Origin of the sequence: Streptomyces sp. NPDC088147, assembly GCF_044741565.1 — a bacterium.
Taxonomy (GTDB): Bacteria; Actinomycetota; Actinomycetes; order Streptomycetales; family Streptomycetaceae; genus Streptomyces.
The window spans coordinates 90,976-115,079 of sequence record NZ_JBIUSY010000009.1 but is presented as its reverse complement, the minus strand read 5'-3'; the positions used below and the strand labels follow the sequence as shown (position 1 = coordinate 115,079).

At 72.5% G+C, this 24,104-nt stretch carries 20 protein-coding genes, 2 pseudogenes and 1 riboswitch; of the genes and pseudogenes, 16 read left to right on the top strand and 6 right to left on the bottom strand.

Going from position 1 to position 24,104, the window contains the following annotated elements:
* The first annotated feature begins 196 nt into the window (after window positions 1-196).
* The 5 genes from ACIOGX_RS29370 (at window position 197) to ACIOGX_RS29350 (ending at window position 5,033) form a co-directional block, all read left to right on the top strand.
* Window positions 197-574: a YraN family protein gene (locus tag ACIOGX_RS29370; protein ID WP_129772192.1), complete on the top strand. Its 378-nt coding sequence runs from the start codon at window positions 197-199 to the stop codon at window positions 572-574.
* The gene (locus ACIOGX_RS29365; protein ID WP_401917668.1) at window positions 574-2,193 is read left to right on the top strand and encodes a YifB family Mg chelatase-like AAA ATPase; all 1,620 of its coding nucleotides are present in this window, start codon (window positions 574-576) and stop codon (window positions 2,191-2,193) included. Before ACIOGX_RS29370 ends, ACIOGX_RS29365 begins: the two co-directional genes overlap by 1 nt.
* Complete coding sequence (gene dprA, locus ACIOGX_RS29360) at window positions 2,190-3,332, top strand: DNA-processing protein DprA (RefSeq protein ID WP_401917666.1); 1,143 nt, start codon at window positions 2,190-2,192, stop codon at window positions 3,330-3,332. Before ACIOGX_RS29365 ends, dprA begins: the two co-directional genes overlap by 4 nt.
* A gap of 245 nt (window positions 3,333-3,577) precedes the next feature.
* Window positions 3,578-4,414, top strand: coding sequence for an RNA polymerase sigma factor WhiG (gene whiG / locus ACIOGX_RS29355; RefSeq protein ID WP_129772189.1), 837 nt, complete (start codon window positions 3,578-3,580; stop codon window positions 4,412-4,414).
* Between the two features lie 79 nt (window positions 4,415-4,493).
* Window positions 4,494-5,033 carry a TetR/AcrR family transcriptional regulator gene (locus ACIOGX_RS29350; protein WP_356511586.1) on the top strand — a complete coding sequence of 180 codons (540 nt, stop codon included), beginning with the start codon at window positions 4,494-4,496 and terminating at the stop codon, window positions 5,031-5,033.
* 257 nt (window positions 5,034-5,290) lie between these two features.
* Here the strand turns inward: ACIOGX_RS29350 and ACIOGX_RS29345 are convergent.
* Window positions 5,291-5,707: pseudogene (locus tag ACIOGX_RS29345) on the bottom strand (peptidoglycan DD-metalloendopeptidase family protein); the annotation flags it as partial.
* A 389-nt stretch (window positions 5,708-6,096) separates the two neighbouring features.
* Between ACIOGX_RS29345 and rpsB the strand changes: the two are divergent.
* The 9 genes and pseudogenes from rpsB to ACIOGX_RS29300 all read left to right on the top strand — a co-directional run.
* Entirely contained in the window at window positions 6,097-7,020 is a 924-nt protein-coding gene (gene rpsB, locus ACIOGX_RS29340) for a 30S ribosomal protein S2 (protein WP_356511424.1), read from the top strand.
* Between the two features lie 93 nt (window positions 7,021-7,113).
* On the top strand, window positions 7,114-7,950 hold the full coding sequence (tsf, locus tag ACIOGX_RS29335) for a translation elongation factor Ts (RefSeq protein ID WP_030351727.1): 837 nt from the start codon (window positions 7,114-7,116) through the stop codon (window positions 7,948-7,950).
* Window positions 7,951-8,106: 156 nt separating this feature from the next.
* On the top strand, window positions 8,107-8,886 hold the full coding sequence (pyrH, locus tag ACIOGX_RS29330) for a UMP kinase (protein ID WP_129772187.1): 780 nt from the start codon (window positions 8,107-8,109) through the stop codon (window positions 8,884-8,886).
* Window positions 8,887-9,012: 126 nt separating this feature from the next.
* Window positions 9,013-9,570, top strand: a complete 558-nt coding sequence (gene frr / locus ACIOGX_RS29325; RefSeq protein ID WP_030351725.1) for a ribosome recycling factor — start codon at window positions 9,013-9,015, stop codon at window positions 9,568-9,570.
* A complete protein-coding gene (locus tag ACIOGX_RS29320) occupies window positions 9,570-10,640 on the top strand; it encodes a phosphatidate cytidylyltransferase (protein ID WP_356511429.1) in 1,071 nt (356 codons plus the stop codon). The genes frr and ACIOGX_RS29320 overlap by 1 nt, the downstream gene beginning before the upstream one ends.
* A 212-nt stretch (window positions 10,641-10,852) precedes the next feature.
* On the top strand, window positions 10,853-11,965 hold the full coding sequence (gene rlmN, locus ACIOGX_RS29315; RefSeq protein ID WP_129772185.1) for a 23S rRNA (adenine(2503)-C(2))-methyltransferase RlmN: 1,113 nt from the start codon (window positions 10,853-10,855) through the stop codon (window positions 11,963-11,965).
* Window positions 11,966-12,021: 56 nt separating this feature from the next.
* Window positions 12,022-12,147: riboswitch (TPP riboswitch) on the top strand.
* A gap of 83 nt (window positions 12,148-12,230) precedes the next feature.
* Window positions 12,231-13,370 (top strand): thiamine ABC transporter substrate binding subunit, encoded by a 1,140-nt coding sequence (locus ACIOGX_RS29310; protein ID WP_401917662.1) that lies wholly within the window; start codon window positions 12,231-12,233, stop codon window positions 13,368-13,370.
* 71 nt (window positions 13,371-13,441) lie between these two features.
* Window positions 13,442-15,055: an ABC transporter permease gene (locus tag ACIOGX_RS29305; protein ID WP_401917660.1), complete on the top strand. Its 1,614-nt coding sequence runs from the start codon at window positions 13,442-13,444 to the stop codon at window positions 15,053-15,055.
* Window positions 15,055-16,086 (top strand): annotated as a pseudogene (locus ACIOGX_RS29300) (ABC transporter ATP-binding protein); the annotation flags it as partial. The gene ACIOGX_RS29305 and the pseudogene ACIOGX_RS29300, both read left to right, overlap by 1 nt.
* A 142-nt stretch (window positions 16,087-16,228) precedes the next feature.
* Here ACIOGX_RS29300 and ACIOGX_RS29295 read toward each other — a convergent pair.
* Both ACIOGX_RS29295 and ACIOGX_RS29290 read right to left on the bottom strand, forming a co-directional pair.
* Window positions 16,229-16,903, bottom strand: a complete 675-nt coding sequence (locus tag ACIOGX_RS29295) for a response regulator transcription factor (protein ID WP_356511437.1) — start codon at window positions 16,901-16,903, stop codon at window positions 16,229-16,231.
* A complete protein-coding gene (locus ACIOGX_RS29290; protein ID WP_401917947.1) occupies window positions 16,897-18,117 on the bottom strand; it encodes a sensor histidine kinase in 1,221 nt (406 codons plus the stop codon). Before ACIOGX_RS29290 ends, ACIOGX_RS29295 begins: the two co-directional genes overlap by 7 nt.
* A gap of 172 nt (window positions 18,118-18,289) precedes the next feature.
* Here ACIOGX_RS29290 and ACIOGX_RS29285 point away from each other — a divergent pair, with 172 nt between their 5' ends.
* Both ACIOGX_RS29285 and ACIOGX_RS29280 read left to right on the top strand, forming a co-directional pair.
* Window positions 18,290-19,489, top strand: coding sequence for a glycosyltransferase 87 family protein (locus ACIOGX_RS29285; protein WP_401917658.1), 1,200 nt, complete (start codon window positions 18,290-18,292; stop codon window positions 19,487-19,489).
* Window positions 19,486-20,556 carry a glycosyltransferase family 4 protein gene (locus ACIOGX_RS29280; RefSeq protein WP_401917656.1) on the top strand — a complete coding sequence of 357 codons (1,071 nt, stop codon included), beginning with the start codon at window positions 19,486-19,488 and terminating at the stop codon, window positions 20,554-20,556. Before ACIOGX_RS29285 ends, ACIOGX_RS29280 begins: the two co-directional genes overlap by 4 nt.
* A gap of 65 nt (window positions 20,557-20,621) precedes the next feature.
* Here the strand turns inward: ACIOGX_RS29280 and ACIOGX_RS29275 are convergent, their stop codons facing one another.
* From ACIOGX_RS29275 to ACIOGX_RS29265, 3 genes are all read right to left on the bottom strand, one after another.
* Window positions 20,622-21,746: an LOG family protein gene (locus ACIOGX_RS29275; protein WP_401917654.1), complete on the bottom strand. Its 1,125-nt coding sequence runs from the start codon at window positions 21,744-21,746 to the stop codon at window positions 20,622-20,624.
* A gap of 210 nt (window positions 21,747-21,956) precedes the next feature.
* A complete protein-coding gene (locus ACIOGX_RS29270; protein ID WP_401917652.1) occupies window positions 21,957-23,300 on the bottom strand; it encodes a hypothetical protein in 1,344 nt (447 codons plus the stop codon).
* On the bottom strand, window positions 23,282-24,010 hold the full coding sequence (locus ACIOGX_RS29265; RefSeq protein WP_356511447.1) for an ATP-binding cassette domain-containing protein: 729 nt from the start codon (window positions 24,008-24,010) through the stop codon (window positions 23,282-23,284). Before ACIOGX_RS29265 ends, ACIOGX_RS29270 begins: the two co-directional genes overlap by 19 nt.
* Between the last annotated feature and the right edge of the window lie 94 nt (window positions 24,011-24,104).

The window sequence follows — 24,104 nt, the reverse complement described above, 5'->3', positions numbered from 1 at the left end:
AGGGCGTTCCCGTGTGAGGGGCCTGCCTCCGGGTGCCGGTGTGGGTGCGCTGGGGCGCGCGAGCGTCACGGACGGCTGAGCGCCACGGCTGAGCGCCACGGACGAGTGAGCGTGTTTTCCACAACCACCGGGTTGTCCACCAAGATCCACTAGTTGCGGGCGGTCGCGTCAGAGTCGGTGCCGGAGGTGGTGCCGAATGAACGCGACGGGGGCACTGGGGCGGTACGGCGAGGATCTGGCGGCGCGGCGGCTGGCCGACGCGGGGATGACCGTGCTGGCGCGCAACTGGCGGTGCGGCAGGGTCGGCGAGATCGACATCGTGGCCCGCGACCGGGACAGCGGGGGCCGGGACGTGCTGGTCGTCTGCGAGGTGAAGACCCGCAGGGCCGGCTGGTTCGAGCATCCGATGGCCGCGGTCACGCCGGTGAAGGCGGACCGGCTGAAACGGCTCGCGCACTGCTGGCTGGAGCGGTACGGCGGTCCGCCGCCCGGCGGGGTGCGGATCGACCTGATCGGGGTGCTGCTGCCCGGCCGGGGCGCGCCCGTGGTCGAGCACGCCCAGGGGGTGGCCTGATGGGGTTCGCGCGTGCGTGCTCGGTGGCGCTGCTGGGCGTCGAGGGTGTGGTGGTCGAGGTCCAGGCGGATCTGGAGCCGGGAGTGGCCGCCTTCACCCTGGTGGGGCTGCCCGACAAGAGCCTGGTGGAGAGCCGCGACCGGGTGCGGGCGGCCGTGGTGAACTCCGGGGGCGAGTGGCCGCAGAAGAAACTCACGGTGGGGCTGAGCCCCGCGTCCGTGCCGAAGGGCGGCAGCGGCTTCGACCTCGCCGTGGCCGCCGCGGTGCTCGGGGCCGCCGAACGGATCGATCCCCGGGCCATCGCCGATCTGGTGCTGATCGGGGAGCTGGGCCTGGACGGACGGGTCAGGCCGGTACGCGGGGTGCTGCCCGCCGTGCTCGCGGCGGCCGAGGCGGGCTACCGCCAGGTCGTCGTCCCCGAGCAGACGGCGGGCGAGGCTTCCCTGGTACCGGGGGTCTCGGTCCTCGGGGTACGGACCCTGCGCCAGCTCATCGCCGTACTGACCGACGAGCCGGTGCCCGAGGAGCCACCGGAGAGCACGCGGGGACGTCCCGACGCGATGCTCGCGGGGCTGATGGTGCCCGGCGCCGGGGTCGGCACCGGTCTGGCCGCGGGCGCCGGGACGGGCGACGGACACCGGCCCGATCTCGCGGACGTGGCGGGCCAGGAGTCGGCCCGTACGGCGCTGGAGGTGGCCGCGGCCGGCGGGCACCATCTGCTGCTCCACGGACCGCCGGGCGCGGGGAAGACGATGCTGGCGGAGCGGCTGCCCGGCGTCCTGCCGCCCCTGACCGGACAGGAAGCCCTGGAGGTCACGGCCGTGCACTCGGTGGCGGGCATGCTGCCGCCCGGCGAGCCGCTCGTCGGCGCCCCGCCCTACTGCGCCCCGCACCACTCGGCGACCATGCAGTCCCTGGTGGGCGGCGGGAACGGGCTTCCGCGGCCGGGCGCGGTGTCGCTGGCGCACCGGGGGGTGCTCTTCCTCGACGAGGCGCCGGAGTTCTCGGGCCGGGCGCTGGACGCCCTGCGGCAGCCGCTGGAGTCCGGCCATGTGGTGGTGGCACGCAGTGCCGGGGTGGTGCGGCTGCCCGCGCGGTTTCTGATGATCCTCGCGGCCAATCCCTGCCCGTGCGGGCGGCACACGCTGGTCGGCGCGGCGTGTGACTGTCCGCCCTCGGCGATCCGCCGCTACCAGGCCCGGCTGTCCGGGCCCCTGCTCGACCGGGTCGATCTCCGGGTCGGCGTCCGGCCCGTCCACCGCGCGGATCTGCTGGGGCAGGGCGGCAGGGGCGAGTCCACGGCGGCGGTGGCCGTGCGGGTACGGGAGGCCAGACAGCGGTCGGCGGCCCGGCTGGAGGGCACACCCTGGACGGTGAACAGCGAGGTGCCCGGCCATGAGCTGCGCACGCGCTGGCCCGTCGCCCCCGGAGCGCTCGCCGCGGCCGAACGCGATCTGGAGCGTGGCCTGCTCACCGCGCGCGGCCTGGACCGGGTGCTGCGGGTGGCCTGGACAGTCGCGGACCTTGCCGGGCGAGCCCGGCCGGAGTCGCGCGATGTGGCGCTGGCGCTGGAGCTGCGTACCGGCGTGGCCCGGGGCGCGGCGGGAGCGGCGTCATGACCATCGTCGCCCCGGCGGAGCGGCTGGCGCGGGCCGCGCTCACGCGGATTCTGGAACCGGGGGACGAGTGCGGCGGACGGTGGCTGCGGAGATTCGGGGCGGCTCGGCTGCTGGAGCTGCTCACCTCACCGGACGCCGGGCCTGAACAGCTCACCGAGGTCGGTGAGCCGCGGCTCGGCGGCTACCGGATACGGGCGGCGAGGGCCGACCCCGAACGCGATCTGGCGGCGGTGCACACGCTCGGCGGCCGGTTCGTCTGCCCCGGCGACCGGGAGTGGCCCAGCCAGCTCGACGACCTGGAGGCGGCAGCGCCCATCGGGCTGTGGGTGCGCGGCGCGGCGGATCTGCGGCTCTGGTCCCTGCGCTCCGTCGCGGTGGTCGGCGCCAGGGCGTGTACTCCGTACGGGGCACATATGGCGGCGAGTCTGGGCTCCGGTCTGGCGGAGCGTGGCTGGGTCGTGACCTCCGGTGGAGCGTTCGGTGTGGACGGCGCCGCGCACCGCGGTGCGCTGGCGGCCGACGGCGCCACCGTGGCCGTCCTCGCCTGCGGGGTCGACGTGGCCTATCCCCGCGGTCATACGGAGCTGATCGGACGCATCGCCGAACAGGGCCTGGTCATCGGTGAATTACCGCCGGGCGACCATCCCACCCGCAGCAGGTTCGTCCTCCGCAACCGCGTGATCGCCGCGCTCACCAGGGGCACGGTCGTGGTGGAGGCGGAATACCGCAGCGGATCCCTGGTCACCGCGCGCGCGGCGCAGCGGCTCGGCCGCTTCACGATGGGCGTGCCCGGCCCCGCCACCAGCGGTCTCTCGGCGGGCGTGCACGAACTGCTGCGCGGTGAGGGAGTGCTGGTCACGGACGCCGCGGAAGTGATCGAGCTGGTGGGGGACATGGGCGAGCTGGCACCGCTCCGGCGCGGCCCCGTACTGCCCAGGGATCTGCTCGATCCGGTCAGCGCACGGGTACTGGAGGCGCTGCCCCCGCGGGGAGCCTCGCGTGGGCCGGAGATCGCGCGCGGCGCGGGTACCACCACGGACGAGGCGCTCGGCAGATTGTACGAACTGCACTCGTTGGGGTTCGTCGAACGGCATGGCGACGGCTGGCAGTTGGCCGCCGCGCGGCGAGGCGGTACTTGACCTGGGGCATTCGGGTGAAAAGGTGATGCGGATGACCCCTGCCTCTCGATCCGTGACGCACCAGGGGCCGGCGCGAGCGGCGTCGGCTCCGGATCGACGGTGTGGTCGGCGGCGTCCGTCGGGGCGGGTGCGGTCGCCCGTTCCTCGCTCAGCGCGATGCGTCAGTCACGCTACGCTCACCAGCGTTCCGGCCCCCGAGACAGATGTCCCCCCGCACGTCACAGCAGAACGGCTCAAGGCGACGCATGCCCCAGCACACCTCCGGGTCTGACCGCGCGGCGGCGCCCCCTGCCGCCCGGAGCGGCGTGCGGCCCCCCGCGCCCTCGTCGCTCGACGAGTTGTGGCGGTCGTACAAGGCCACGGGCGACGAGCGGCTGCGCGAGCAGTTGATCCTGCACTACTCGCCCCTGGTGAAGTATGTGGCGGGCCGGGTGAGCGTCGGACTGCCGTCCAATGTCGAGCAGGCCGACTTCGTCTCCTCCGGGGTCTTCGGTCTGATCGACGCGATCGAGAAGTTCGACATCGAGCGGGCCATCAAGTTCGAGACCTACGCGATCACCCGTATCCGCGGCGCGATGATCGACGAACTCCGCGCCCTGGACTGGATCCCGCGCTCCGTGCGGCAGAAGGCCAGGGCCGTCGAGCGCGCCTACGCCACGCTGGAGGCCCAGCTGCGGCGTACGCCCTCGGAGCCCGAGGTCGCCGCCGAGATGGGGATCGCGCTGGAGGAACTGCACGCGGTTTTCAGCCAGTTGTCCCTGGCGAACGTCGTGGCGCTGGAGGAACTGCTGCATGTCGGCGGCGAGGGCGGTGACCGGCTCAGCCTCATGGACACCCTGGAGGACACCGCCGCCGACAACCCGGTGGAGGTCGCCGAGGACCGTGAGCTGAGACGGTTGCTCGCGCGGGCCATCAACACCCTCCCCGACCGGGAGAAAACGGTCGTCACGCTCTACTACTACGAGGGCCTCACGCTCGCCGAGATCGGCCATGTCCTCGGGGTGACGGAGAGCAGGGTCAGCCAGATCCACACAAAGTCCGTGCTGCAGTTGCGGGCGAAGCTGGCCGACGTCGGACGCTGACGCTGTGGGGGCGCCCGCTCATCCGTAGAGTGGAGGCGTGCCCAGGATTCGAGCGGCCTCCGTGGCCGAGCACCGGACCATGCAACGAGGCGCCCTGCTGGACGCCGCGCGCTCCCTGCTGTCCGAAGGCGGTACGGACGCGCTGACCTTCCCCGCACTCGCCGAGCGCACCGGCCTCGCCAGGTCCTCCGTCTACGAGTACTTCCGCTCGCGCGCCGCCGTCGTCGAGGAACTGTGCGCCGTCGACTTCCCGGTCTGGGCGGCCGAGGTCGAGGCGGCCATGGCCGGGGCGCAGACGCCGGAGGCCAAGATCGAGGCGTATGTGCGCCGTCAGCTCGCGCTGGTCGGGGACCGGCGCCACCGCGCGGTCGTCGCCATCTCCGCGAGTGAGCTGGACGCCGGGGCCCGGGAGAAGATCCGTGCCGCGCACGGCGGGCTGATCGCCATGATCGTGGAGGCTCTCGGCGAACTGGGCCATGAACAGCCCCGGCTCGCCGCCATGCTGCTCCAGGGCGTCGTGGACGCGGCCGTCCGACGTATCGAGCTCGGCGCGGCCGAGACGCCTCCGGAGATCGCCGAGGCGGCCGTCTCCATGGCGCTGCGCGGCGTACGGGGCTGAGGGCCCGGCACGTACACCGACGGCGCGTACACCGTCGGCACGTACACCGTCGGCGCGTACGCCGGCGGATGCGCCGTCAGTGTCCACCGCGCGCCCCACCGCGCTCGTACCGGCTCCGGCTCCGGCTCGGGGACACCGAAGACGGGCAGGAGCCGCGACGGGCCCCGGCGCAGCAGCGCGCGGGGCAGCAGGGACAGCGGGTTCAGATGGACCCTGCCCCGCAGCAGACCCCAGTGCAGACATCCCGGCGCGCAGTGGGACGGAGCGCCCGTCATCGTGGCGACCCGCTGGCCCGCCGTCACGTCGTCTCCTTCGGCGACGAGGGGTGACACCGGTTCGTAGGTGGTCCGCAGTGGCGGATCCCCCGTACCGGTCAGCGTGATCGAGAGCACCCCGCGCCCCGCCACCCGGCCCGCGAAGGAGACCCGGCCCGCTGCCGCCGCGTGTACCGGCGCCCCGGCCGCCGCGGCCAGGTCCACCCCGCGATGACCGGGGCCGTACGCCGTGGCGGGCGGCTCCCAGCCCCGCAGCACCGCCGGGCCCGGACGCGAACCCACGGGCCAGGCCCGGCCCTCGCCGGCGCCGGGCACCTGAGCGGCCACCGCCTCCGGCGCGGCCCACAGCCCGAGCGATGCCAGGACGACGGCGACGAGTACGCCGAGCGCGAGTGGCATGAGCGGTACGCGGCGCGGCCGGAGCGGTACGCGGCGCGGCACGAGCGGTACGCGGCGCGGGGCGAGAGGGACGCGTGTGCCGAAGGGGTTACGGAAAGTAGTCATGCCTGACACGGTCCCGCAGGACGGCACCATCGCGCTGATCATGAACGGGATCTGTGGAGTACCGACCGGTTGTGGACAACGCCGTCACCCAGGGGTGCGAAGGTCCCGTACACTTCTTGTGGCGATCCGGGTCACCGGGTCGACTTCGCACGCCCCGCCATCGGCCCCTTCGCGCCGATGTCAGCGCTTCTCGGTCTCGGTCTTCCGTGGCACAGCGCATCGGGGCGTCAGGCGCGACTGCCGTCCGGCGGACGCGACAACCGAGTATCTCAAGGAGTACGGCCATGGCCGTCGTCACGATGCGGGAGCTGCTGGAGAGCGGCGTCCACTTCGGTCACCAGACCCGTCGCTGGAACCCGAAGATGAAGCGCTTCATCTTCACCGAGCGCAACGGCATCTACATCATCGACCTGCTCCAGTCGCTGTCGTACATCGACCGCGCCTACGAGTTCGTCAAGGAGACCGTCGCGCACGGCGGCTCCATCATGTTCGTCGGTACGAAGAAGCAGGCCCAGGAGGCCATCGCCGAGCAGGCGACGCGCGTCGGCATGCCCTACGTCAACCAGCGCTGGCTGGGCGGCATGCTCACCAACTTCTCCACCGTCTACAAGCGCCTTCAGCGTCTGAAGGAGCTTGAGCAGATCGACTTCGAGGACGTGGCCGCCTCCGGCCTCACCAAGAAGGAGCTGCTGGTCCTCTCCCGCGAGAAGGCCAAGCTGGAGAAGACCCTCGGTGGTATCCGCGAGATGCAGAAGGTGCCCAGCGCCGTCTGGATCGTCGACACCAAGAAGGAGCACATCGCCGTCGGTGAGGCGCGCAAGCTCCACATCCCGGTCGTCGCGATCCTCGACACCAACTGCGACCCCGACGAGGTCGACTACAAGATCCCGGGCAACGACGACGCGATCCGCTCCGTCACCCTGCTCACCCGCGTGATCGCCGACGCCGTCGCCGAGGGCCTCATCGCCCGTTCCGGCGTCGCCACCGGTGACTCGAAGCCGGGCGAGAAGGCCGCCGGCGAGCCGCTCGCCGAGTGGGAGCGCGACCTGCTCGAGGGCGAGAAGAAGGACGACGCCGAGAAGCCGGCCGAGGCCGAGGCCAAGGCCGAGGGCGACGTCCAGACCTCCGCCGAGACGGAGAAGGTCGCCGACGCGGAGCAGGCCGAGGCCCCCGCCGAGGCTCCGGCCGCGGACACCGAGCAGGCCTGACCTTCCCCAGGTTCGGTAGTTGACGGCGGGGGCCCACCGGCCCCCGCCGTTCACCCGTAGATCCTTCAGACCTTCGAGAGAGAATTACAGATCATGGCGAACTACACCGCCGCTGACGTCAAGAAGCTCCGTGAGCTCACCGGCGCCGGCATGATGGACTGCAAGAAGGCGCTCGACGAGGCCGACGGCAACGTCGACAAGGCCGTCGAGCTTCTCCGTGTCAAGGGCCAGAAGGGCGTCGCCAAGCGCGAGGGCCGTTCGGCCGAGAACGGCGCTGTCGTCTCCCTCATCTCCGAGGACAAGACCTCCGGCGTTCTGCTCGAGCTGAAGTGCGAGACGGACTTCGTCGCCAAGGGTGACAAGTTCCAGACCGTCGCCAACACGCTCGCCGCCCACGTCGCCGCGACGTCCCCGGCCGACCTCCCGGCGCTGCTCGCCTCCGAGATCGAGGCCGGCAAGACCGTGCAGGCGTACGTGGACGAGGCGAACGCCAACCTGGGCGAGAAGATCGTCCTGGACCGCTTCGCGCAGTTCACCGGCGGTTACGTGGCCGCCTACATGCACCGCACCATGCCCGACCTCCCGCCGCAGGTCGGCGTCCTCGTCCAGCTGGACAAGGAGAACGCCGAGGTCGCCAAGGACGTCGCGCAGCACATCGCCGCCTTCGCGCCGAAGTACCTCAGCCGCGACGAGGTCCCGGCCGAGACGGTCGAGAACGAGCGCCGCGTGGCCGAGGCCACCTCGCGCGAGGAGGGCAAGCCCGAGGCCGCCCTGCCGAAGATCGTCGAGGGTCGTGTCAACGGCTTCTTCAAGGACGTCGTCGTGACGGAGCAGGCGTTCGCCAAGGACAACAAGAAGTCCGTCCAGAAGGTCCTGGACGAGGCCGGTGTCGCCCTGACGCGCTTCGTGCGCATCAAGGTCGGCGTCTGAGTCTGTACGCGATCAACCCAAGACCCCGATAGGGTCTGACGCAGTCGTCCGGGTACCTGCCGGGCGGCCGCAGATCTGACGAGGAGGCCATTGCCGCACAGGGAACCGCAAGGACCCCGGCAATGGCCTTCTTCGTATGCGCACGAGGAGATCTCCATGGAACAGGCCGACACAAGCGACGACGGCAAGAAGAGCGACGACGGCAGGAACCACGGCCGCGGACGCTTCATGCTGAAGCTGTCCGGTGAGGCGTTCGCCGGACGGGGAGCGCTCGGCGTCGACCCCGATGTCGTCCACGCCATCGCCCGCGAGATCGCCGCCGTCGTCCGGGACGGCGCCCAGATCGCGGTCGTCATCGGCGGGGGCAACTTCTTCCGGGGCGCCGAACTCCAGCAGCGCGGCATGGACCGGGCGCGCTCCGACTACATGGGCATGCTCGGCACGGTCATGAACTGCCTCGCGCTCCAGGACTTCCTGGAGAAGGAGGGCATCGACTCCCGTGTCCAGACCGCCATCACCATGGGGCAGGTCGCGGAGCCGTACATCCCGCTCCGCGCCGTGCGCCACCTGGAGAAGGGCCGCGTCGTGATTTTCGGCGCCGGTATGGGCATGCCGTACTTCTCGACCGACACCACGGCCGCCCAGCGCGCGCTGGAGATCGACGCCGAGGCATTGTTGATGGGGAAGAACGGGGTCGACGGGGTGTACGACTCCGACCCCAAGACCAACCCCGCCGCGGTCAAGTTCGACGCCCTGGAGTACGGCGAGGTGATCGCCGGAGATCTGCGGGTCGCCGACATGACCGCCATCACGCTGTGCCAGGACAACAAGCTGCCGATCCTCGTCTTCGAATTGCTGAAGGAAGGCAATATCGCGCGTGCGGTCAAGGGTGAGAAGATCGGCACGCTCGTGAGCGACCAGGGCACCCGGAGCTGATCCGGGGCCGCCCCGCACGGGATGGACAAAGCCCTGCCGGTCGGACACCGTGCAGGACAAGACGCGACGCAGGTTCCGCCGGCCGATTCGCACGCCGGGCCCACTCAAGACACGCAGGAGCAAGTGGTGATCGAAGAGACCCTCCTCGAGGCCGAGGAGAAGATGGAGAAGGCCGTCCTGGTCGCCAAAGACGACTTCGCCGCGATCCGCACAGGGCGGGCGCACCCGGCGATGTTCAACAAGATCGTGGCCGACTATTACGGTGCCCTGACCCCGATCAACCAGCTCGCCTCGTTCGCCGTGCCCGAGGCGCGGATGGCCGTGGTGACCCCGTTCGACAAGAGCGCGCTGCGCAATATCGAGCAGGCGATCCGCGACTCCGACCTCGGCGTCAATCCGAGCAACGACGGCAACATCATCCGGGTGGTGTTCCCCGAGCTGACGCAGGACAGGCGCAAGGAGTTCATCAAGGTCGCCAAGACCAAGGCCGAGGACTCGAAGATCTCGATCCGCGCGGTCCGCCGCAAGGCCAAGGAGACCATCGACAAGCTGATCAAGGACGGCGAGGTCGGCGAGGACGAGGGCCGCCGCGCCGAGAAGGAGCTCGACGACACCACCGCGAAGTATGTCGCGCAGGTGGACGAGCTGCTGAAGCACAAGGAAGCCGAGCTGCTCGAAGTCTGATGAACGACTCTTCCCGGGGAGCCTCGTCGACAGCCGGATACTGGGGACCGACCGACCCGGGGGCTGTCCCGGCGGGTCCCGCATACGATGAGCATCCCGCACAGCAGACTCGGCCCATGCCCATCGTGCCCGACGGACCCGCCGACAGCGGGAACCAGGATGACGACCGGGGGGCCGCTCGGCCGGGCGGCCCCCTGTTCCGTGACAAGACCCCGCAGGAGCCCATGGCAGCCCCTCCGCCACCCCCGCCGAAGAAGCGGGCCGGACGCGATCTGCGTGCGGCCATAGGGGTCGGTATCGGGCTCGGCGCGGTGGTCGCGGCCTCGCTCTTCATCGTCAAGGCCGTCTTCATCGGCGTCATAGCGGTCGCGGTGGTGATCGGGCTGTGGGAGCTGACCTCACGGCTCCACGAGAAGAAGGGCATCAAGGCACCGCTCGTGCCACTCGCCGTCGGCGGCGCCGCGATGGTCGTCGCCGGGTACGCGCGGGGGGCGGAGGGTGCCTGGGTCGCGATGGCCCTCACCGCGCTCGCGGTGCTGATCTGGCGGATGACGGAACCGCCCGAGGGCTATCTCCGAGATGTCACGGCGGGGGTCTTCGCCGCGTTCTACGTGCCGTTCCTGGCCACCTTCGTCGCGATGATGCTCACCGCGCACGACGGCCCGTGGCGGGTGCTGATGTTCCTGGTGCTGACGGTCGTCAGCGACACGGGCGCGTACGCGGTCGGCTGGCGCTTCGGTACGCACAAGCTGGCGCCCCGTATCAGCCCCGGCAAGACCTGGGAGGGGCTGGCCGGAGCCGTCGGCTTCGCGATGGCGGCCGGTGCGCTCTGCATGGAGTTCATGATCGACGGCGGGGTCTGGTGGCAGGGACTGCTGCTCGGGCTCGCGGTCGCGGCCAGTGCCACCCTCGGTGATCTCGGCGAATCCATGATCAAGCGGGATCTCGGCATCAAGGACATGGGCACGCTGCTTCCGGGCCACGGCGGGATCATGGACCGGCTGGACTCCCTGCTGCCCACGGCGCCCGTGGTCTGGTTGCTGCTGGTGCTCTTCGTGGGCTCCGGATAGTGCTCTCGTCCCCGGCGAGGTCGGCCCGTCGCGGCACTACCCGTACCGGTTACCCTGAAAGGGCTCGCCGCTCACGGGTGGCGGGCCCTTTTTGAGCCCCGCGGCTGTGAAGCCGTTCCCGTGAGGTCTCCCGGCACCGGCACCGTCCTGCCGTACTCCCCGCCACGGCGGGGGTAGCCCGGCCTCGCCGCACCGAGGAGATTTGGTTTTTCATGGCCCCGCCGACACCCGGAGAACTCACTTTCGTCGCGCCTCGCGGAGCCAAGAAGCCCCCGCGGCATCTCGCCGACCTCACCCCCGCCGAGCGCCGCGAGGCCGTCGCCGCGATCGGTGAGAAGCCGTTCCGCGCCAAGCAGCTGTCGCAGCACTACTTCGCGCGGTACGCGCACGACCCCGAGCAGTGGACCGACATCCCGGCCGCCGCGCGCCAGAAGCTCGCCACGGAGCTGCTGCCCGACCTGATGTCGGTGGTACGGCACATCTCGTGCGACGACGACACCACGCGCAAGACCTTGTGGCGGCTGCACGACGGCACCCTCGTCGAGTCGGTGCTGATGCGCTACCCGGACCGGGTCACCATGTGCATCTCCTCGCAGGCGGGCTGCGGGATGAACTGCCCGTTCTGCGCCACCGGCCAGGCCGGTCTGGACCGTAATCTCTCCACCGCCGAGATCGTGCACCAGATCGTCGACGGGATGCGCGCGCTGCGTGACGGCGAGGTTCCCGGCGGTCCCTCGCGGCTGTCCAACATCGTCTTCATGGGGATGGGCGAGCCGCTCGCCAACTACAACCGGGTGGTCGGGGCGATCCGCCGGCTCACCGACCCCGAGCCGGACGGTCTGGGCCTCTCGCAGCGCGGGATCACCGTCTCGACGGTCGGTCTGGTGCCCGCGATGCTGCGCTTCGCCGACGAGGGCTTCAAGTGCCGGCTCGCCGTCTCCCTGCACGCGCCCGACGACGAACTGCGCGACACCCTCGTGCCGGTCAATACGCGGTGGAAGGTGCGGGAAGTGCTGGACGCCGCCTGGGAGTACGCGGAGAAGTCGGGCCGCCGGGTCTCCATCGAGTACGCGCTGATCCGCGACATCAACGACCAGGCGTGGCGCGGCGACCGGCTGGGCCGGCTGCTCAAGGGCAAGCGGGTGCACGTCAATCTGATCCCGCTCAACCCGACGCCCGGCTCGAAGTGGACGGCGTCGCGCCCCGAGGACGAGAAGGCGTTCGTCGAGGCGATCGCGGCCCACGGCGTGCCGGTGACCGTACGGGACACCCGGGGCCAGGAGATCGACGGGGCGTGCGGACAGCTGGCCGCCTCCGAGCGGTAGGAGCCGGAGGAGTCGGTACGGCGCCACGGGGTAGCCTTGGCCTGAACGTATTGCATATTTTCCGACAGGGGAGCGCCACAGCGCTGAGAGTGCGGCACATGTCCGTGGGAGCGGGCAGCGGTCGCAGACCCTCTGAACCTTGCCCAGGTCATTCTGGGTAGGAAGTTCGGACACCACTCAAGCTGTAGCGCCCTGCCCGGAGTCCGGACCGTACGGACCCCGGGCAGGGCCGCGTCTTCTCCTGGACATCCCAGGAGGAAAGTCAGTGAGCAGTACCCGTATTCGTCCCGCCCGTACGCGTACCGGCACGAGAAGGGCGGCGGCCGGCGCGCTCGCCGCCGCGCTCGGCGTCTCGGCGCTCGCCGCCTGCGGCGGGTCCGGCGGCTCCGCGTCGTCCGGTGACGGCGGCAGCGGCAGCCCGGAGTCCAAGACCGTCACCCTCGTCAGCCATGACTCGTTCAACGCCTCGCCCGCCGTGCTGAAGGAGTTCACCAAGGAGACCGGTTACACGGTCAAGGTCCTGAAGAGCGGCGACGCCGGGGAGGCCCTCAACAAGGAGATCCTGACGAAGGGTTCGCCCCAGGGCGATGTCTTCTTCGGTGTCGACAACACCCTGCTCTCCCGCGCCCTCGACAACGGCCTGTTCACGCCGTACAAGGCGAAGGGCCTGGACCGCGTCGAGGAGAGCGCGCGGCTCGACAAGGACAAGAACCGGGTCACCCCGGTCGACACCGGCGACATCTGCGTCAACTACGACAAGAAGTACTTCACGGACAAGAAGCTGACGCCGCCGCGGACCTTCGACGATCTGATCAAGCCCCAGTACAAGAACCTCCTCGTCACCGAGAACGCCGCGACCTCCTCACCCGGCCTCGGCTTCCTCCTCGGCACGGTCGCGCGGTACGGCGACAAGGGCTGGCAGGACTACTGGAAGAAGCTGAAGGACAACGGAGTCCAGGTCGTGGACAGCTGGGAGCAGGCGTACAACGACAGCTTCTCCGGCTCCGCGGGCGGCAAGAAGGCCAAGGCCGACCGGCCGCTCGTCGTCTCGTACGCCTCCAGCCCGCCCGTCGAGGTGCTGTACGCCGACCCCCGGCCCGAGGAGGCGCCGACCGGGGTCTCCACCGGGACCTGCTTCCGGCAGACCGAGTTCGCCGGGCTGCTGGGCGGCGCGAGGAACGAGGCCGGCGGCAAGGCGCTGCTGGACTTCCTGATCGGCGAGAAGTTCCAGGCGGACATGCCGCTGAACATGTTCGTCAACCCCGTGGTCAAGGACGTCGCGCTGCCGGAGCTGTTCACGAAGTTCGGCGCGACCGTCGACACGCCCGAGGCCGTGGCGCCCGACACGATCGCCGCCCACCGTGAGCAGTGGATCCAGTCGTGGTCCTCACTCGTAGTGAAGTAACCGCCAGGACGCCGGGGGGAGGACGGCCGGGGCGCGGCCGGGGGCGCGGAAACGCCGTACGGCTCGCGCTCATGGCCGTGCCCGTCGCCTTCTTCGCGGTCTTCTTCGCCTATCCGGTGGCCGCGATCGTGGGCCGGGGGCTGAAGACGGACGGCGGCTGGCAGGTCGGCCGGATCGGGGACGTACTGGCCCGCCCGGACATCCTCGGCGTCCTGTGGTTCACCACCTGGCAGGCGCTCGCCTCCACCGCGCTGACCCTGCTGATCGCGCTGCCGGGCGCGTATGTCTTCGCCCGCTTCGACTTTCCCGGCAAACAGCTGCTGCGCGCGGTCGTCACCGTCCCGTTCGTGCTGCCGACCGTCGTGGCCGGCACCGCCTTCCTGGCGCTGCTCGGGCGCGGCGGACTCCTCGACGACCTGTGGGGCGTACGGCTCGACACCTCCGTCTGGGCGATCCTCCTCGCGCATGTCTTCTTCAACTACGCGGTGGTCGTCAGGACGGTGGGCGGGCTGTGGGCGCAGCTCGACCCGCGCCAGGAGGAGGCGGCCCGGGTGCTCGGCGCGGGACGGCTCGCGGCCTGGTGGCGGGTGACGCTGCCGGCCCTCGGCCCCGCCGTCGCCGCCGCCGCGCTGATGGTCTTCCTGTTCACCTTCACCTCCTTCGGGGTCGTACAGATCCTGGGCGGCCCCGGCTTCTCCACCCTTGAGGTGGAGATCTACCGGCAGACCGCGCAGCTCCTCGATCTGCCCACCGCCGCCGTGCTCACGCTGGTGCAGTTCGCGGCGGTCGGCGCGGTCCTCGCGGTGCACGCGTGGACCGTACGGAGGCGGGAGACCGCGCTGCGGCTGGTCGACCCCGCGCTGACCGCACACCGGCCGCGCGGCGCCGGGCAGTGGGCGCTGCTCTGCGGGGTGCTCGGCACCGTACTGCTGCTGATCCTGGTGCCGTTGGGGGTGCTCGTCGAACGCTCCCTGGGTGGTCCCGGCGGGTACGGATTCGACTTCTACCGGGCCCTCGGATCGGTGGAGTCCAGCGGCGGCACCTTCCTCGTACCGCCGCTGGAAGCGGTCTGGAACTCCCTGCGGTACGCGCTCGTCGCGACCGCCGTCGCGCTGGTGGTCGGAGGACTGGCCGCCGCCGCGCTCACCCGGCGCGCGGGCCGTCTCGTGCGGGGCTTCGACGCGCTGCTGATGCTGCCGCTCGGTGTCTCGGCCGTGACCGTCGGCTTCGGTTTCCTGATCACGCTGGACAAGCCCCCGCTGGATCTGCGCGCCTCCTGGATCCTGGTGCCGCTCGCCCAGGCGCTGGTGGGGGTCCCCTTCGTCGTACGGACCATGCTGCCGGTGCTGCGGGCGGTGGACGGTCGGCTGCGCGAGGCGGCGGCCGTGCTCGGGGCGTCGCCGCTGCGCGCCTGGCGGGAGGTGGATCTGCCGCTGGTACGGCGGGCGTCGCTGGTCGCCGCCGGGTTCGCGTTCGCCGTCTCGCTCGGCGAGTTCGGCGCGACGGTCTTCATCGCGCGCCCGGACCGGCCGACGCTGCCGGTGGCCGTCGCACGGCTGCTGGGGCGGCCGGGTGAGCTGAACTACGGCCAGGCGATGGCCCTTTCCACGGTCCTGATGGTGGTGTGCGCGGTGTCGCTGCTGGCGCTGGAACGTATCCGTACCGACCGCTCGGGAGAGTTCTGATGGCCTTGCTGACCCTGTCGGACGTGACCGTACGGTTCGGCTCCCGCACCGCGCTCGACGCGGTGGATCTGGAGATCGCCGAGCACGAGATCGTCTGTGTGCTCGGACCGAGCGGCAGCGGCAAGTCGACGCTGCTGCGGGTGGTCGCCGGGCTCCAGGAGCCGGCCGGCGGACGGGTGGCGCTCGACGGCTCCGACCAGTCGGGGGTACCGGTGCACCGGCGCGGCGTCGGCCTGATGTTCCAGGACCATCAGCTCTTCCCGCAGCGTGACGTGCGCGGCAATGTCGCCTTCGGCCTGCGGATACGCGGCGCCACCCGGGACGAACAGGACCGCCGCGTCGCCGAGTTGCTCGACCTCGTCGGGCTGCCGGGGGCCGGCCGCCGGGCCGTCGCCGAGCTGTCGGGCGGCGAACAGCAGCGGGTCGCGCTGGCACGGGCGCTCGCGCCGAGGCCGCGGCTGCTGATGCTGGACGAACCGCTCGGCCAGCTCGACCGCGGCCTGCGCGACCGGCTCGTGGTCGAACTGCGCGGTCTGTTCGGACGGTTGGGCACGACCGTGCTCGCCGTCACCCATGACCAGGGGGAGGCCTTCGCGCTCGCCGACCGGGTGGTGGTGATGCGCGACGGCCGTATCGCCCAGACCGGCACCCCGCTGGAGGTCTGGCAGCGGCCCGCCTCCGCCTTCGTCGCGCGGTTCCTCGGCTTCGGCAATGTCGTGGACGCGACGGTGAGCGGCGCCGTCGCCGACACGGTCTGGGGCAGGGTCCCGGTCCCCGACGGATCGGCCCAGGGCGAGCGGACGGTGCTGGTCCGGCCCGCGGGGGTACGTCTCGTGGACCCCGGCGAAGGGCTGCGCTGCACGGTCGGGGCGCGTACGTTCACCGGCGGCCGGGTCACCGTACTGCTACGGCCCGGCGCACTCACCGGCGCACCGGACATCGAGGCCGAGTGCGGGCTGCGCGAGGCGCCGGAGGAGGGCGCGGAGGTGGGGGTCGCCTTCGCCGCCGAGGAGGTGGTGGTGCTGGCCGCCCAGGACCGGCCGGGCATGAGGGCGGGGGATCAGGACCGGCCGGGCATGAGGGCGGCGGATCAGGACCCGCAGAGCGTGCGGGCATCGGACCGGGGCCGGCCGGGCGTGCGGGTGGCGGACACGGCCGGGCCGTCCCCGAACCTCACGGGTCATGGCGCCCCGCGCCCGGCCGCACCAGACCGAGTTCGTACGCCAGGATCACCGCCTGCGCCCGGTCCCTGAGCCGCATCTTCGCGAACAGCCGGTTGATATGCGTCTTGACCGTGTGGTCCGAGATGGTGAGCCGGCCGGCGATCTCGGCGTTGGACAGACCGCGCGCGATCAGTACGAGCACCTCGGCCTCGCGCGCGGTCAGCCCGTCCAGCGTGCGCACGGGCAGCACCGACTCGCGCTGCCGAGCGAACTCCGCGATCAGCCGCTTGGTGACCTCGGGCGCGAGCAGCGCGTCGCCCCTGGCCACGACCCGTACGGCGTGCAGCAGTTCGGGAAAGGTCGCGTCCTTCAGGAGGAAACCGCCCGCTCCCGCCGCGAGCGCGTCGTACACGTACTCGTCGAGATCGAAGGTGGTCAGGATCAGCACCTTCGTCGATCCACCGGACGCGGCGAGGATCTCGCGGGCCGCCTCGATGCCGTTCTTGTGCGGCATGCGGATGTCGAGCAGCGCCAGATCGGGCCGGTGCTCGGCGGCGGCCCGGACCGCCTCGACGCCGTCCTCCGCCTCCGCCACCACGGTGATGTCGTCCTGCGTGGCCAGCAGATTGACGAAGCCGGTCCGTACGACCGCCTGGTCGTCGGCCACGATCGCCCTGATCACCAAGGGAGTTCCGCCTCCACGAGAAAACCGCCGTCAGGCCCCGGACCGGCCGTGAGCCGGCCGCCCAGCAGGGCGGCCCGTTCCCGCATCCCCGCCAGACCGTGTCCCCAGGGCCGGCCGGCGGCGGGCCCCGGACCGTCGTCGCCGACCCGGATGGCCAGCCGGTCGGCGAGATAGCCGATCTCCACCAGCGTACGGGCGCCGGGCGCGTGCCGGCGCGCGTTGGTCAGCGCCTCCTGCACGATGCGGTACGCCGACAGCTCCCAGGAGGCGGGCAGTCCGTTCCGCTCGCCCGCGGCGCCCCGCTCGCCGGTGAACCGCAGCTCCGCCTCGCCGCCCACCGCGCGGTGCTGCTCCAGCAGTTCGTCCAGCGTGTCGAGCGACGGCGGCGGCGCGGTCGCGGCCTTCTCGTCGGGACGGGTCCGCAGCACCCCCAGCAGCCGCCGCAGTTCGGCCATCGACGAGCGTGCCGTCCCGGCGATGTCCTGGAACGCGGTCCGGGCCTCGGGCGAGAGGCCGGGCGTGGTGTACGCCGCGCTCTCCGCCTGCACCGCGATCATCGAGACCGAGTGGGAGACGACATCGTGCAGTTCGCGGGCGATCGCCGCGCGCTCGGCCTCCGCCGCCCGGCGGCGCTCCATCGCGATCAGCCGTTCCTGCGCGGCGCTCCGTTCGCGCCGGGTCTCCTCGCGTGCCCGTACGGCGTCCCCGGTGCTGACGGCGCCGAGGACCACGGCGGTCAGGACGAAGGTCTCGGCGAACCACCCGAGGGAGAACGCGTCGCCTCGCCGCAAGGAGGGGATGAGGTCCCGGGCGGTGCGCTGCCAGGTACTGATGTGCACCAGATTCGCCGCCAGCGCCGCGAGAAACCCACCGCCGACGAGCAGCGCCGGGTGCTGTACCCGCTGTCGGCCGAGGGTGTAGCAGCCGATCAGCCCGGCCGCCGCCGCTGTGGCGTAGAGACTGGACGAGGGACTGGCGGTGAAGCTGATCAGAACCGACGCCACCGTCAGAATCGACACCGCGGGCAGAGCCCGGCGCCACATCAGGGACGCCGCCGAGACCAGCACCCCCGCCGAGACCGTCGGCCCGGCCGGCAGGCGCCACAGCTCCGCCGCCGCACAGCCCGTCAGCAGGGCTCCGGTGACCCAGGGATACGCGGGGCAGCCGACCGTGCGGCGCAGCCGTGCCCGCAGGGTCCCGAATCGGTCGTTCATACCGCTCATACCGCTGATTCTTCGGCATCCTCGCCGGTCACCGCGTCGGAGTACGGGTTGATCCCCGGCCCGGATCTCGTACCACGGGGTGACTCCCGGGACCGGAGCCACGGTTGACGTGCCGGGCATGCCCCTTTCCTAGCCTCGGAGCCACGCCAGGAAAGGGGGGTTCATGCCGGCTCAAGGGGGGCCGCGGCCGGCGCGGCACCGGGTGCTCGGCTGGGCGGCGTGCGCGGTCGTGGCGCTGGTCTTCGGCCTCGTGTCCGGTCCGGCTCCGCACCGGGTGTGGGGAGGGATCGCCGCGGCCGGCTACGCGGCGGCGGCGCTCGCGGCCGGGCGGCCGGGCGGCGGCGTGCGGAGGTCCGCGGTCGTGGCGGTGACGGGCGCGGTGGCGCTGCCGCTGCTGCTGCTCGTCGCCACCGGCCGGGGGCAGCTGGAGGTCGACGTCGTGGAGCGCTCCGGGGAACTGCTCCTGCGCACCGGCAGCCCGTACCTCCCGGAGCCCGCGGGACTCGCCGACTACAACCCGTATCTGCCCGGCATGGCGGTCTTCGGCGCGCTCCCGGGCGATGCGCGCTGGTGGCTCGCCGCCTGCTTCCTCGGCGCCCTGACGCTCGCTGTACGGCGGAGCGCGCCGGTGCTGCTGATCGCCGCCTGTCCTCCGGTGGCGCTGCCGCTCGCGGTCGGCGGAGTCGATTTGCCGGTCGCCGGGCTGATGTGTCTGGGACTGACGCTCGCCGGACAGGGCCGGGCGGGGCGCGCCGGGCTGGTGCTCGGCGCCGCCGCCGCGCTCAAGTGGACGGCCTGGCCCGCGCTGCCGGTGGCCGTCGCGCTGCTCGCCGCGCGCTCCGGACGGCGGCCCGCGCTGCGCTGCGGGGCCGTGGCTCTCACGTCCGGCGCGGCGGCCGTCGTGCCCGTCGCGCTCGCCGACCCCGCGGGCTTCCACCGCAATGTCATCGCCTTCCCGCTCGGTCTCACCACGACCCCGTCACCCGCGGCCACGCCGTTCCCCGGCCGGCTGCTCGCCGATCACGTGCCGGGCGGCGCGCTGGTCGCCTCCGTGCTGCTCGCCGTCGCCGCCGTACCGCTGGCCGGCTCACTTCTCGTACGCCCGCCCCGCACCGTCGCGGCGGCGGCCCGGCGGCTCGCTCTCGGGCTCACCGTGGCGATCGCGCTCATGCCGGCCAGCCGGTTCGGCTATCTCGTCCATCCGCTGGTGCTGCTGGCCTGCTCGGTCCGGTTCGTACCGCGAGGCCCGCTTCCGCTTCCGCAAGGAGGGACCCCGTGCCCGGAACTCAGCCCCGGACGCTCGTTGTCACCAATGACTTCCCGCCCCGGCAAGGAGGTATCGAAACCTTCGTCCGGGCCATGACGGACCGGTTTCCGCCGGGCGGGGTGGTCGTGTTCACCTCGTCCGAGCGCGGGGCCGCCGCCCATGACGCCGATCTGCCCTACCCCGTCGTCCGGGACCGCGCCGCCACCCTCCTGCCGACTCCCCGCGCCACCTCCCGCGCGGTGGAACTGGCCCTCCGGTACGGCTGCGACCGGGTGTGGTTCGGGGCCGCGGCGCCGCTGGGCCTGATGGCGGGGCGGCTGCGGCGCGAGGCCGGGATACGGCGGCTCGTCGCCACCACGCACGGTCATGAGGTGTGGTGGGCCCGGACGCCGGGCGCGCGCGGGCTGCTGCGGCGGATCGGGACGGGGGTCGACACCATGACCTGTCTCGGGGAGAGCACCCGCGCGCCGATAGCCGCCGCGCTCGGCGCGGAGGGGCGCGGAGCGTCCGGCGCCGCCCGGCTGGAACGGCTCGTTCCGGGCGTCGACCCCGACGCCTTCCGGCCCCGGGACGACGGCGGAACGGTCCGGGAGACATACGGACTCGGCGACCGGCCCGTGATCCTGTGCGCCGCCCGGCTCGTCGCCCGCAAGGGGCAGGACGCGCTGATCCGCGCACTGCCCCGGGTACGCGCCGCCGTCCCGGACGCGACGCTCCTGCTCGTCGGCGCGGGACCGTACGCGCGCGGACTGCGCCGGCTGGCGGCGGCGCGGGGCGTGGAGCGCGAGGTCGTCTTCGCGGGCGGGCATCCGCACGCCGCGATGCCGCCGTTCTTCGCCGCCGCCGATGTCTTCGCGATGCCCTGCCGCACCCGCAGGGCCGGCCTGGAGGTGGAGGGCCTGGGCATCGTCTACCTGGAGGCCGCGGCGGCCGGACTGCCCGTTCTGGCGGGCGATTCGGGCGGGGCGCCCGACGCCGTGCGCGACGGGGAGACGGGACATGTCGTGGACGGCCGCCGCACCGACGAGATCGCGGACCGGCTCGTGGCGCTGCTCCGCGACCGCGAGGCCGCCCGGGAGATGGGGCGCAAGGGGCGCGAGTGGGTGCGTACGGAGTGGGACTGGGACCGTTCGTACGACCGGCTCGCCGCGCTGCTCGCCTGAGCCGCCGCCGCCAGCCCGCCGCCGCCAGCCCGCTGCCGCCGCTCACCCCGCCGGCAGCCCGCCGCTCACCCCGCCGCGAGCCGGGCGAGCGCCGCAGGTGCCTCGTCCACCGTGTCGACGAGCGCGATACGGGACTCCATCCGGCGTTCCCGCGCGAGCGCCGTCAGCAGCGGCCAGGCGGGCAGCCGCTCCGTCCAGTGGGCCCGGTCGACCAGGACCATCGGGGTCGGCTCGCCGCGCGACTCGTAGTAGTTCGGCGTCGCGTTGTCGAAGATCTCCTGGACGGTGCCCGCCGCGCCCGGCAGGAAGACCACGCCCGCGTTGGAGCGCGCCAGCAGGCCGTCCTCGCGGGTGGCGTTCGCGAAGTACTTGGCGATGTGCGCGGCGAAGGCGTTGGGCGGCTCATGGCCGTAGAACCAGGTGGGGATCCCGACCGACGCCTCGCCCTTGGGCCAGCGCGCGCGGACGGCGAAGGCGGCCCGCGCCCAGTCGGCTATGGAGGGGACGAACGACGGTGCCTTCGCGAGCATGCCGAGCGCCTCGTCGAGCATGTCGTCGGGGTGGGAGGCCGCGTACGCGCCGAGGTTCGCGGCCTCCATGGCGCCGGGGCCGCCGCCCGTCGCCACGGTCAGCCCGGTACGGGTGAGCGAGCGGCCGAGCCGTGCCGCGCCGGCGTACGCGTCGGTACCGCGCGCCATCGCGTGTCCGCCCATCACCCCCACCACCCGGGCGCCCACGAGGAGTTCGTCCAGGGCGTCGGAGATCGCGTCGTCGTGCACCGCGCGCAGCATGGACGCGAGGACGTCGCCGTCCGCCTTGGTCCGCTGGAACCACGCGTAGGCGCGCGCGTCGGGCGTGGCCTCGTAACCGCCCTCCGCCAGCCCCTCGAAGAGCTGGTCGGGCGAGTAGACGAACCCCCGGTAGGGATCGAACGGGAGATGGGGAACGGGCGGGAACACCATCGCGCCGTCGGACCGGACCTTGTCGGCGGCGCGGGGCTCCATGGGACAGCCGAGGAAGACGGCGTCGGCGGTGTCGGTACGGAGCAGTTCGGGCGTACGGGCCGTCAGATCGACGGACTGGAGCCGGTATCCGCCGAGCGTGCCCGCCCGCACGACCCGGTCGAACTCGTCGAGGGTCTCTATCTCGTGGTCCTGGGCGTGCGCGGGGGACAGGGCGTCGTTCGGCATGGGGTCACGATAGGGCGTGGCCGGCGGGGTGTTGCCGCCAGGGGCCCCGCCCTCCGGCCCGTCGGCCCCGTCTCCCGGGCCCGTCGTCCTCCGGAAATCCGGAACCCGCCGCCCCCCCCGAAATCCGGAACCCGCCGCCCCCCCCCGAAATCCGGAACCGGCCGTGCCCCGCACTCGGGCGGGGCACGGCCGGTCCGGGAGGAGCGACGCTCAGTTGGTCAGCGGGACCGCCGCCAGGGCCGCCACGGCCCAGGTCAGCGGGGCGAACACCACGAGGATCGTGGTCGCGCGCACCGCCGCCGCCGTCCGCAGGAGCGTGGCGGGGGCACCGAGCCGGTACAGGGACTCGGTGGTGGAGACACGGGCCTGCTTGGCCTCCAGAACCGCCGTCAGAACCGTGGCCACCGTGCAGCCGATCACCAGGGCCGCGCCGAGGCCGGTGAGGGGGCCGAAGGGCCGTTCGTCACCGGGCCCGTACAGGGTCGCCGCGGCGAACGCGCCCGACACCACCGCGCACAGCACACCCAGCGGGCGTCCGATACGGCGTGCCTCGGCCATCAGCGTGCGGCCCGCCAGCAGCCGGATCGCGCCGGGCCGCACGGCCTGGAGCAGCAGGCCGCAGAGATGGGTGATCCCCGGCCCGGCCAGCGCCAGGCCGACCGCCGTCAGCGCCCAGCCCGCGAGCACTCCGGCGGAACTGCCGTCGAAGTGGCCCGGCAGCGGCGGTGGGGTGCCGCCACCGCCCCGGCTCGCGTACGTCTCGACCGCGAGCCCGGCCGCCGCGATCGCGACACCCCACGGCAGACCGGCGGGCGTCGGCCCCGGTTCGGGGACGCGGGCGGGCGGCAGGACCCTCGGCTCGTTGACGGCGGCGTCCGGGGCCTTCGCCGCGTCCGCGGCCTCCGCCGCCTCGATGGCCTTGCCCGACGCCGTACGCGTATCGGCATCCGGATCCGTATCCGCGGCCATGTCCGTGGCCGGGTCCGTCGCCATCACCATGGCGTTGACGGGCCGGACCGGCAGCCGGGCGGGAGCGGGCGGGAGCCCGGCCGTGGTGCGCGTCCGCAGCGCCAGCCAGGTCGCCGCCGACGCCAGCACCGGCACCGCGGCCAGCAGCGTCAGCGCCGCGCCCAGCGGCAGCGGCCGGCCCGCGGCGAGCAGTTTCGCGGCCTCGCCGTCGAACGGCATCCCCGTCAGATCACCGCGCAGATGCAGGAAGAACAGCAGCGCCACCGCGCTGCCCAGCGTGCACGACACGGCGGTCGACGCCGCGGCCAGCGCCGCGAGCCGCGACGGGCCGAGGCCCACCGCCGACAGCCCGGAACGGGGCAGGGTGCTCTGATCGGTACGGGCCGTGGCGACCGCGAACTGCACCGTCGCGGCCAGCGGGATCAGACACCAGAGCAGCCGGGCCTGGGACCCGGCCGGATGGTCCAGTGCCCAGCCCAGTGTGCACAGGAGAAGGAAACCGACCCCGGCGGAGGCGGCGGCGACCAGCAGCCGGCGCAGCAGGACCAGGGGGTGGGCGCCGCGGCCTAGACGGAGAGCGAGCACGCGGCCCGGCCTTCCGCCTCGGACGGCCGGAGCGAGTTGACCCGGCGTCCGTCCACCAGTGAGACCGTACGGTCGGCCAGCGCCGTGAGCTCCTCGTCCAGAGTGGCCAGGACGACGGTGATCCGGTGCGAGCGGGCCGCGGTGGTCAGCGTGCGCAGCACCTGCGCGCCGTCCGTGAGATGCAGCGCCGCCGCCGGCTCGTCGGCGAAGAGCACCGAGGGCGTGGTGACCAGTGCGCGGGCGACGGCGACACGCTGCCGCTGCGCCTGGTACAGGGCGTACGGACGTTTACGGGCGCAGCCGCCGATGTCGAGGCGCTCCAGCCATTCCATCGCCGCGGCCTTGGCGGCGCGATGGGACGAGCCGCGCATCAGCAGCGGCAGGGCCGCGTTCTCCCAGGCGTTGAGTTCGGGGACGAGGGACGGCTCGGGGCCGATCCAGCTGAAGCGGTCGCGGCGCAGATGTTCGCGGAGCGCCGGGCTCATGGTGTGGACCGGCGAGCTGTTGAACCAGACCTCGCCCTCCTGCGGCACCAGCTGACCCGACAGACACCGCAGCAGAGTCGTCTTGCCGCTGCCGCGCGGGCCGTTGACGGCGAGGATCTCACCCTCGCGCACCCCGAGCGAGACGCTGTCGAGTGCGGGGGAGCCGTTGTGGGAGTAGTTCAGAGAACGCGCCCAGAGCACGTCGTTGTCCGGTGGGGCCACCATTGGCGTACACCTCGGTTCGGATTTACCTCCCCCGTCCGGGGGAACGAAGGCGGCGACGATCGGTCACTGGGCACGGTAGGGATTCGAAGCCGGG

What these genes read in the sequence shown, in the direction of transcription:
- ACIOGX_RS29370 (WP_129772192.1), top strand. Translation starts at nt 197, where the DNA reads ATGAACGCGACGGGGGCACTGGGGCGGTACGGCGAGGATCTGGCGGCG.
- ACIOGX_RS29365 (WP_401917668.1), top strand. Translation starts at nt 574, where the DNA reads ATGGGGTTCGCGCGTGCGTGCTCGGTGGCGCTGCTGGGCGTCGAGGGT.
- dprA (WP_401917666.1), top strand. Translation starts at nt 2,190, where the DNA reads ATGACCATCGTCGCCCCGGCGGAGCGGCTGGCGCGGGCCGCGCTCACG.
- whiG (WP_129772189.1), top strand. Translation starts at nt 3,578, where the DNA reads ATGCCCCAGCACACCTCCGGGTCTGACCGCGCGGCGGCGCCCCCTGCC.
- ACIOGX_RS29350 (WP_356511586.1), top strand. Translation starts at nt 4,494, where the DNA reads ATGCAACGAGGCGCCCTGCTGGACGCCGCGCGCTCCCTGCTGTCCGAA.
- rpsB (WP_356511424.1), top strand. Translation starts at nt 6,097, where the DNA reads ATGGCCGTCGTCACGATGCGGGAGCTGCTGGAGAGCGGCGTCCACTTC.
- tsf (WP_030351727.1), top strand. Translation starts at nt 7,114, where the DNA reads ATGGCGAACTACACCGCCGCTGACGTCAAGAAGCTCCGTGAGCTCACC.
- pyrH (WP_129772187.1), top strand. Translation starts at nt 8,107, where the DNA reads ATGGAACAGGCCGACACAAGCGACGACGGCAAGAAGAGCGACGACGGC.
- ACIOGX_RS29320 (WP_356511429.1), top strand. Translation starts at nt 9,570, where the DNA reads ATGAACGACTCTTCCCGGGGAGCCTCGTCGACAGCCGGATACTGGGGA.
- rlmN (WP_129772185.1), top strand. Translation starts at nt 10,853, where the DNA reads ATGGCCCCGCCGACACCCGGAGAACTCACTTTCGTCGCGCCTCGCGGA.
- ACIOGX_RS29305 (WP_401917660.1), top strand. Translation starts at nt 13,442, where the DNA reads ATGGCCGTGCCCGTCGCCTTCTTCGCGGTCTTCTTCGCCTATCCGGTG.
- ACIOGX_RS29290 (WP_401917947.1), bottom strand. Translation starts at nt 18,117, where the DNA reads ATGAACGACCGATTCGGGACCCTGCGGGCACGGCTGCGCCGCACGGTC.
- ACIOGX_RS29285 (WP_401917658.1), top strand. Translation starts at nt 18,290, where the DNA reads ATGCCGGCTCAAGGGGGGCCGCGGCCGGCGCGGCACCGGGTGCTCGGC.
- ACIOGX_RS29280 (WP_401917656.1), top strand. Translation starts at nt 19,486, where the DNA reads ATGACGGACCGGTTTCCGCCGGGCGGGGTGGTCGTGTTCACCTCGTCC.
- ACIOGX_RS29275 (WP_401917654.1), bottom strand. Translation starts at nt 21,746, where the DNA reads ATGCCGAACGACGCCCTGTCCCCCGCGCACGCCCAGGACCACGAGATA.
- ACIOGX_RS29265 (WP_356511447.1), bottom strand. Translation starts at nt 24,010, where the DNA reads ATGGTGGCCCCACCGGACAACGACGTGCTCTGGGCGCGTTCTCTGAAC.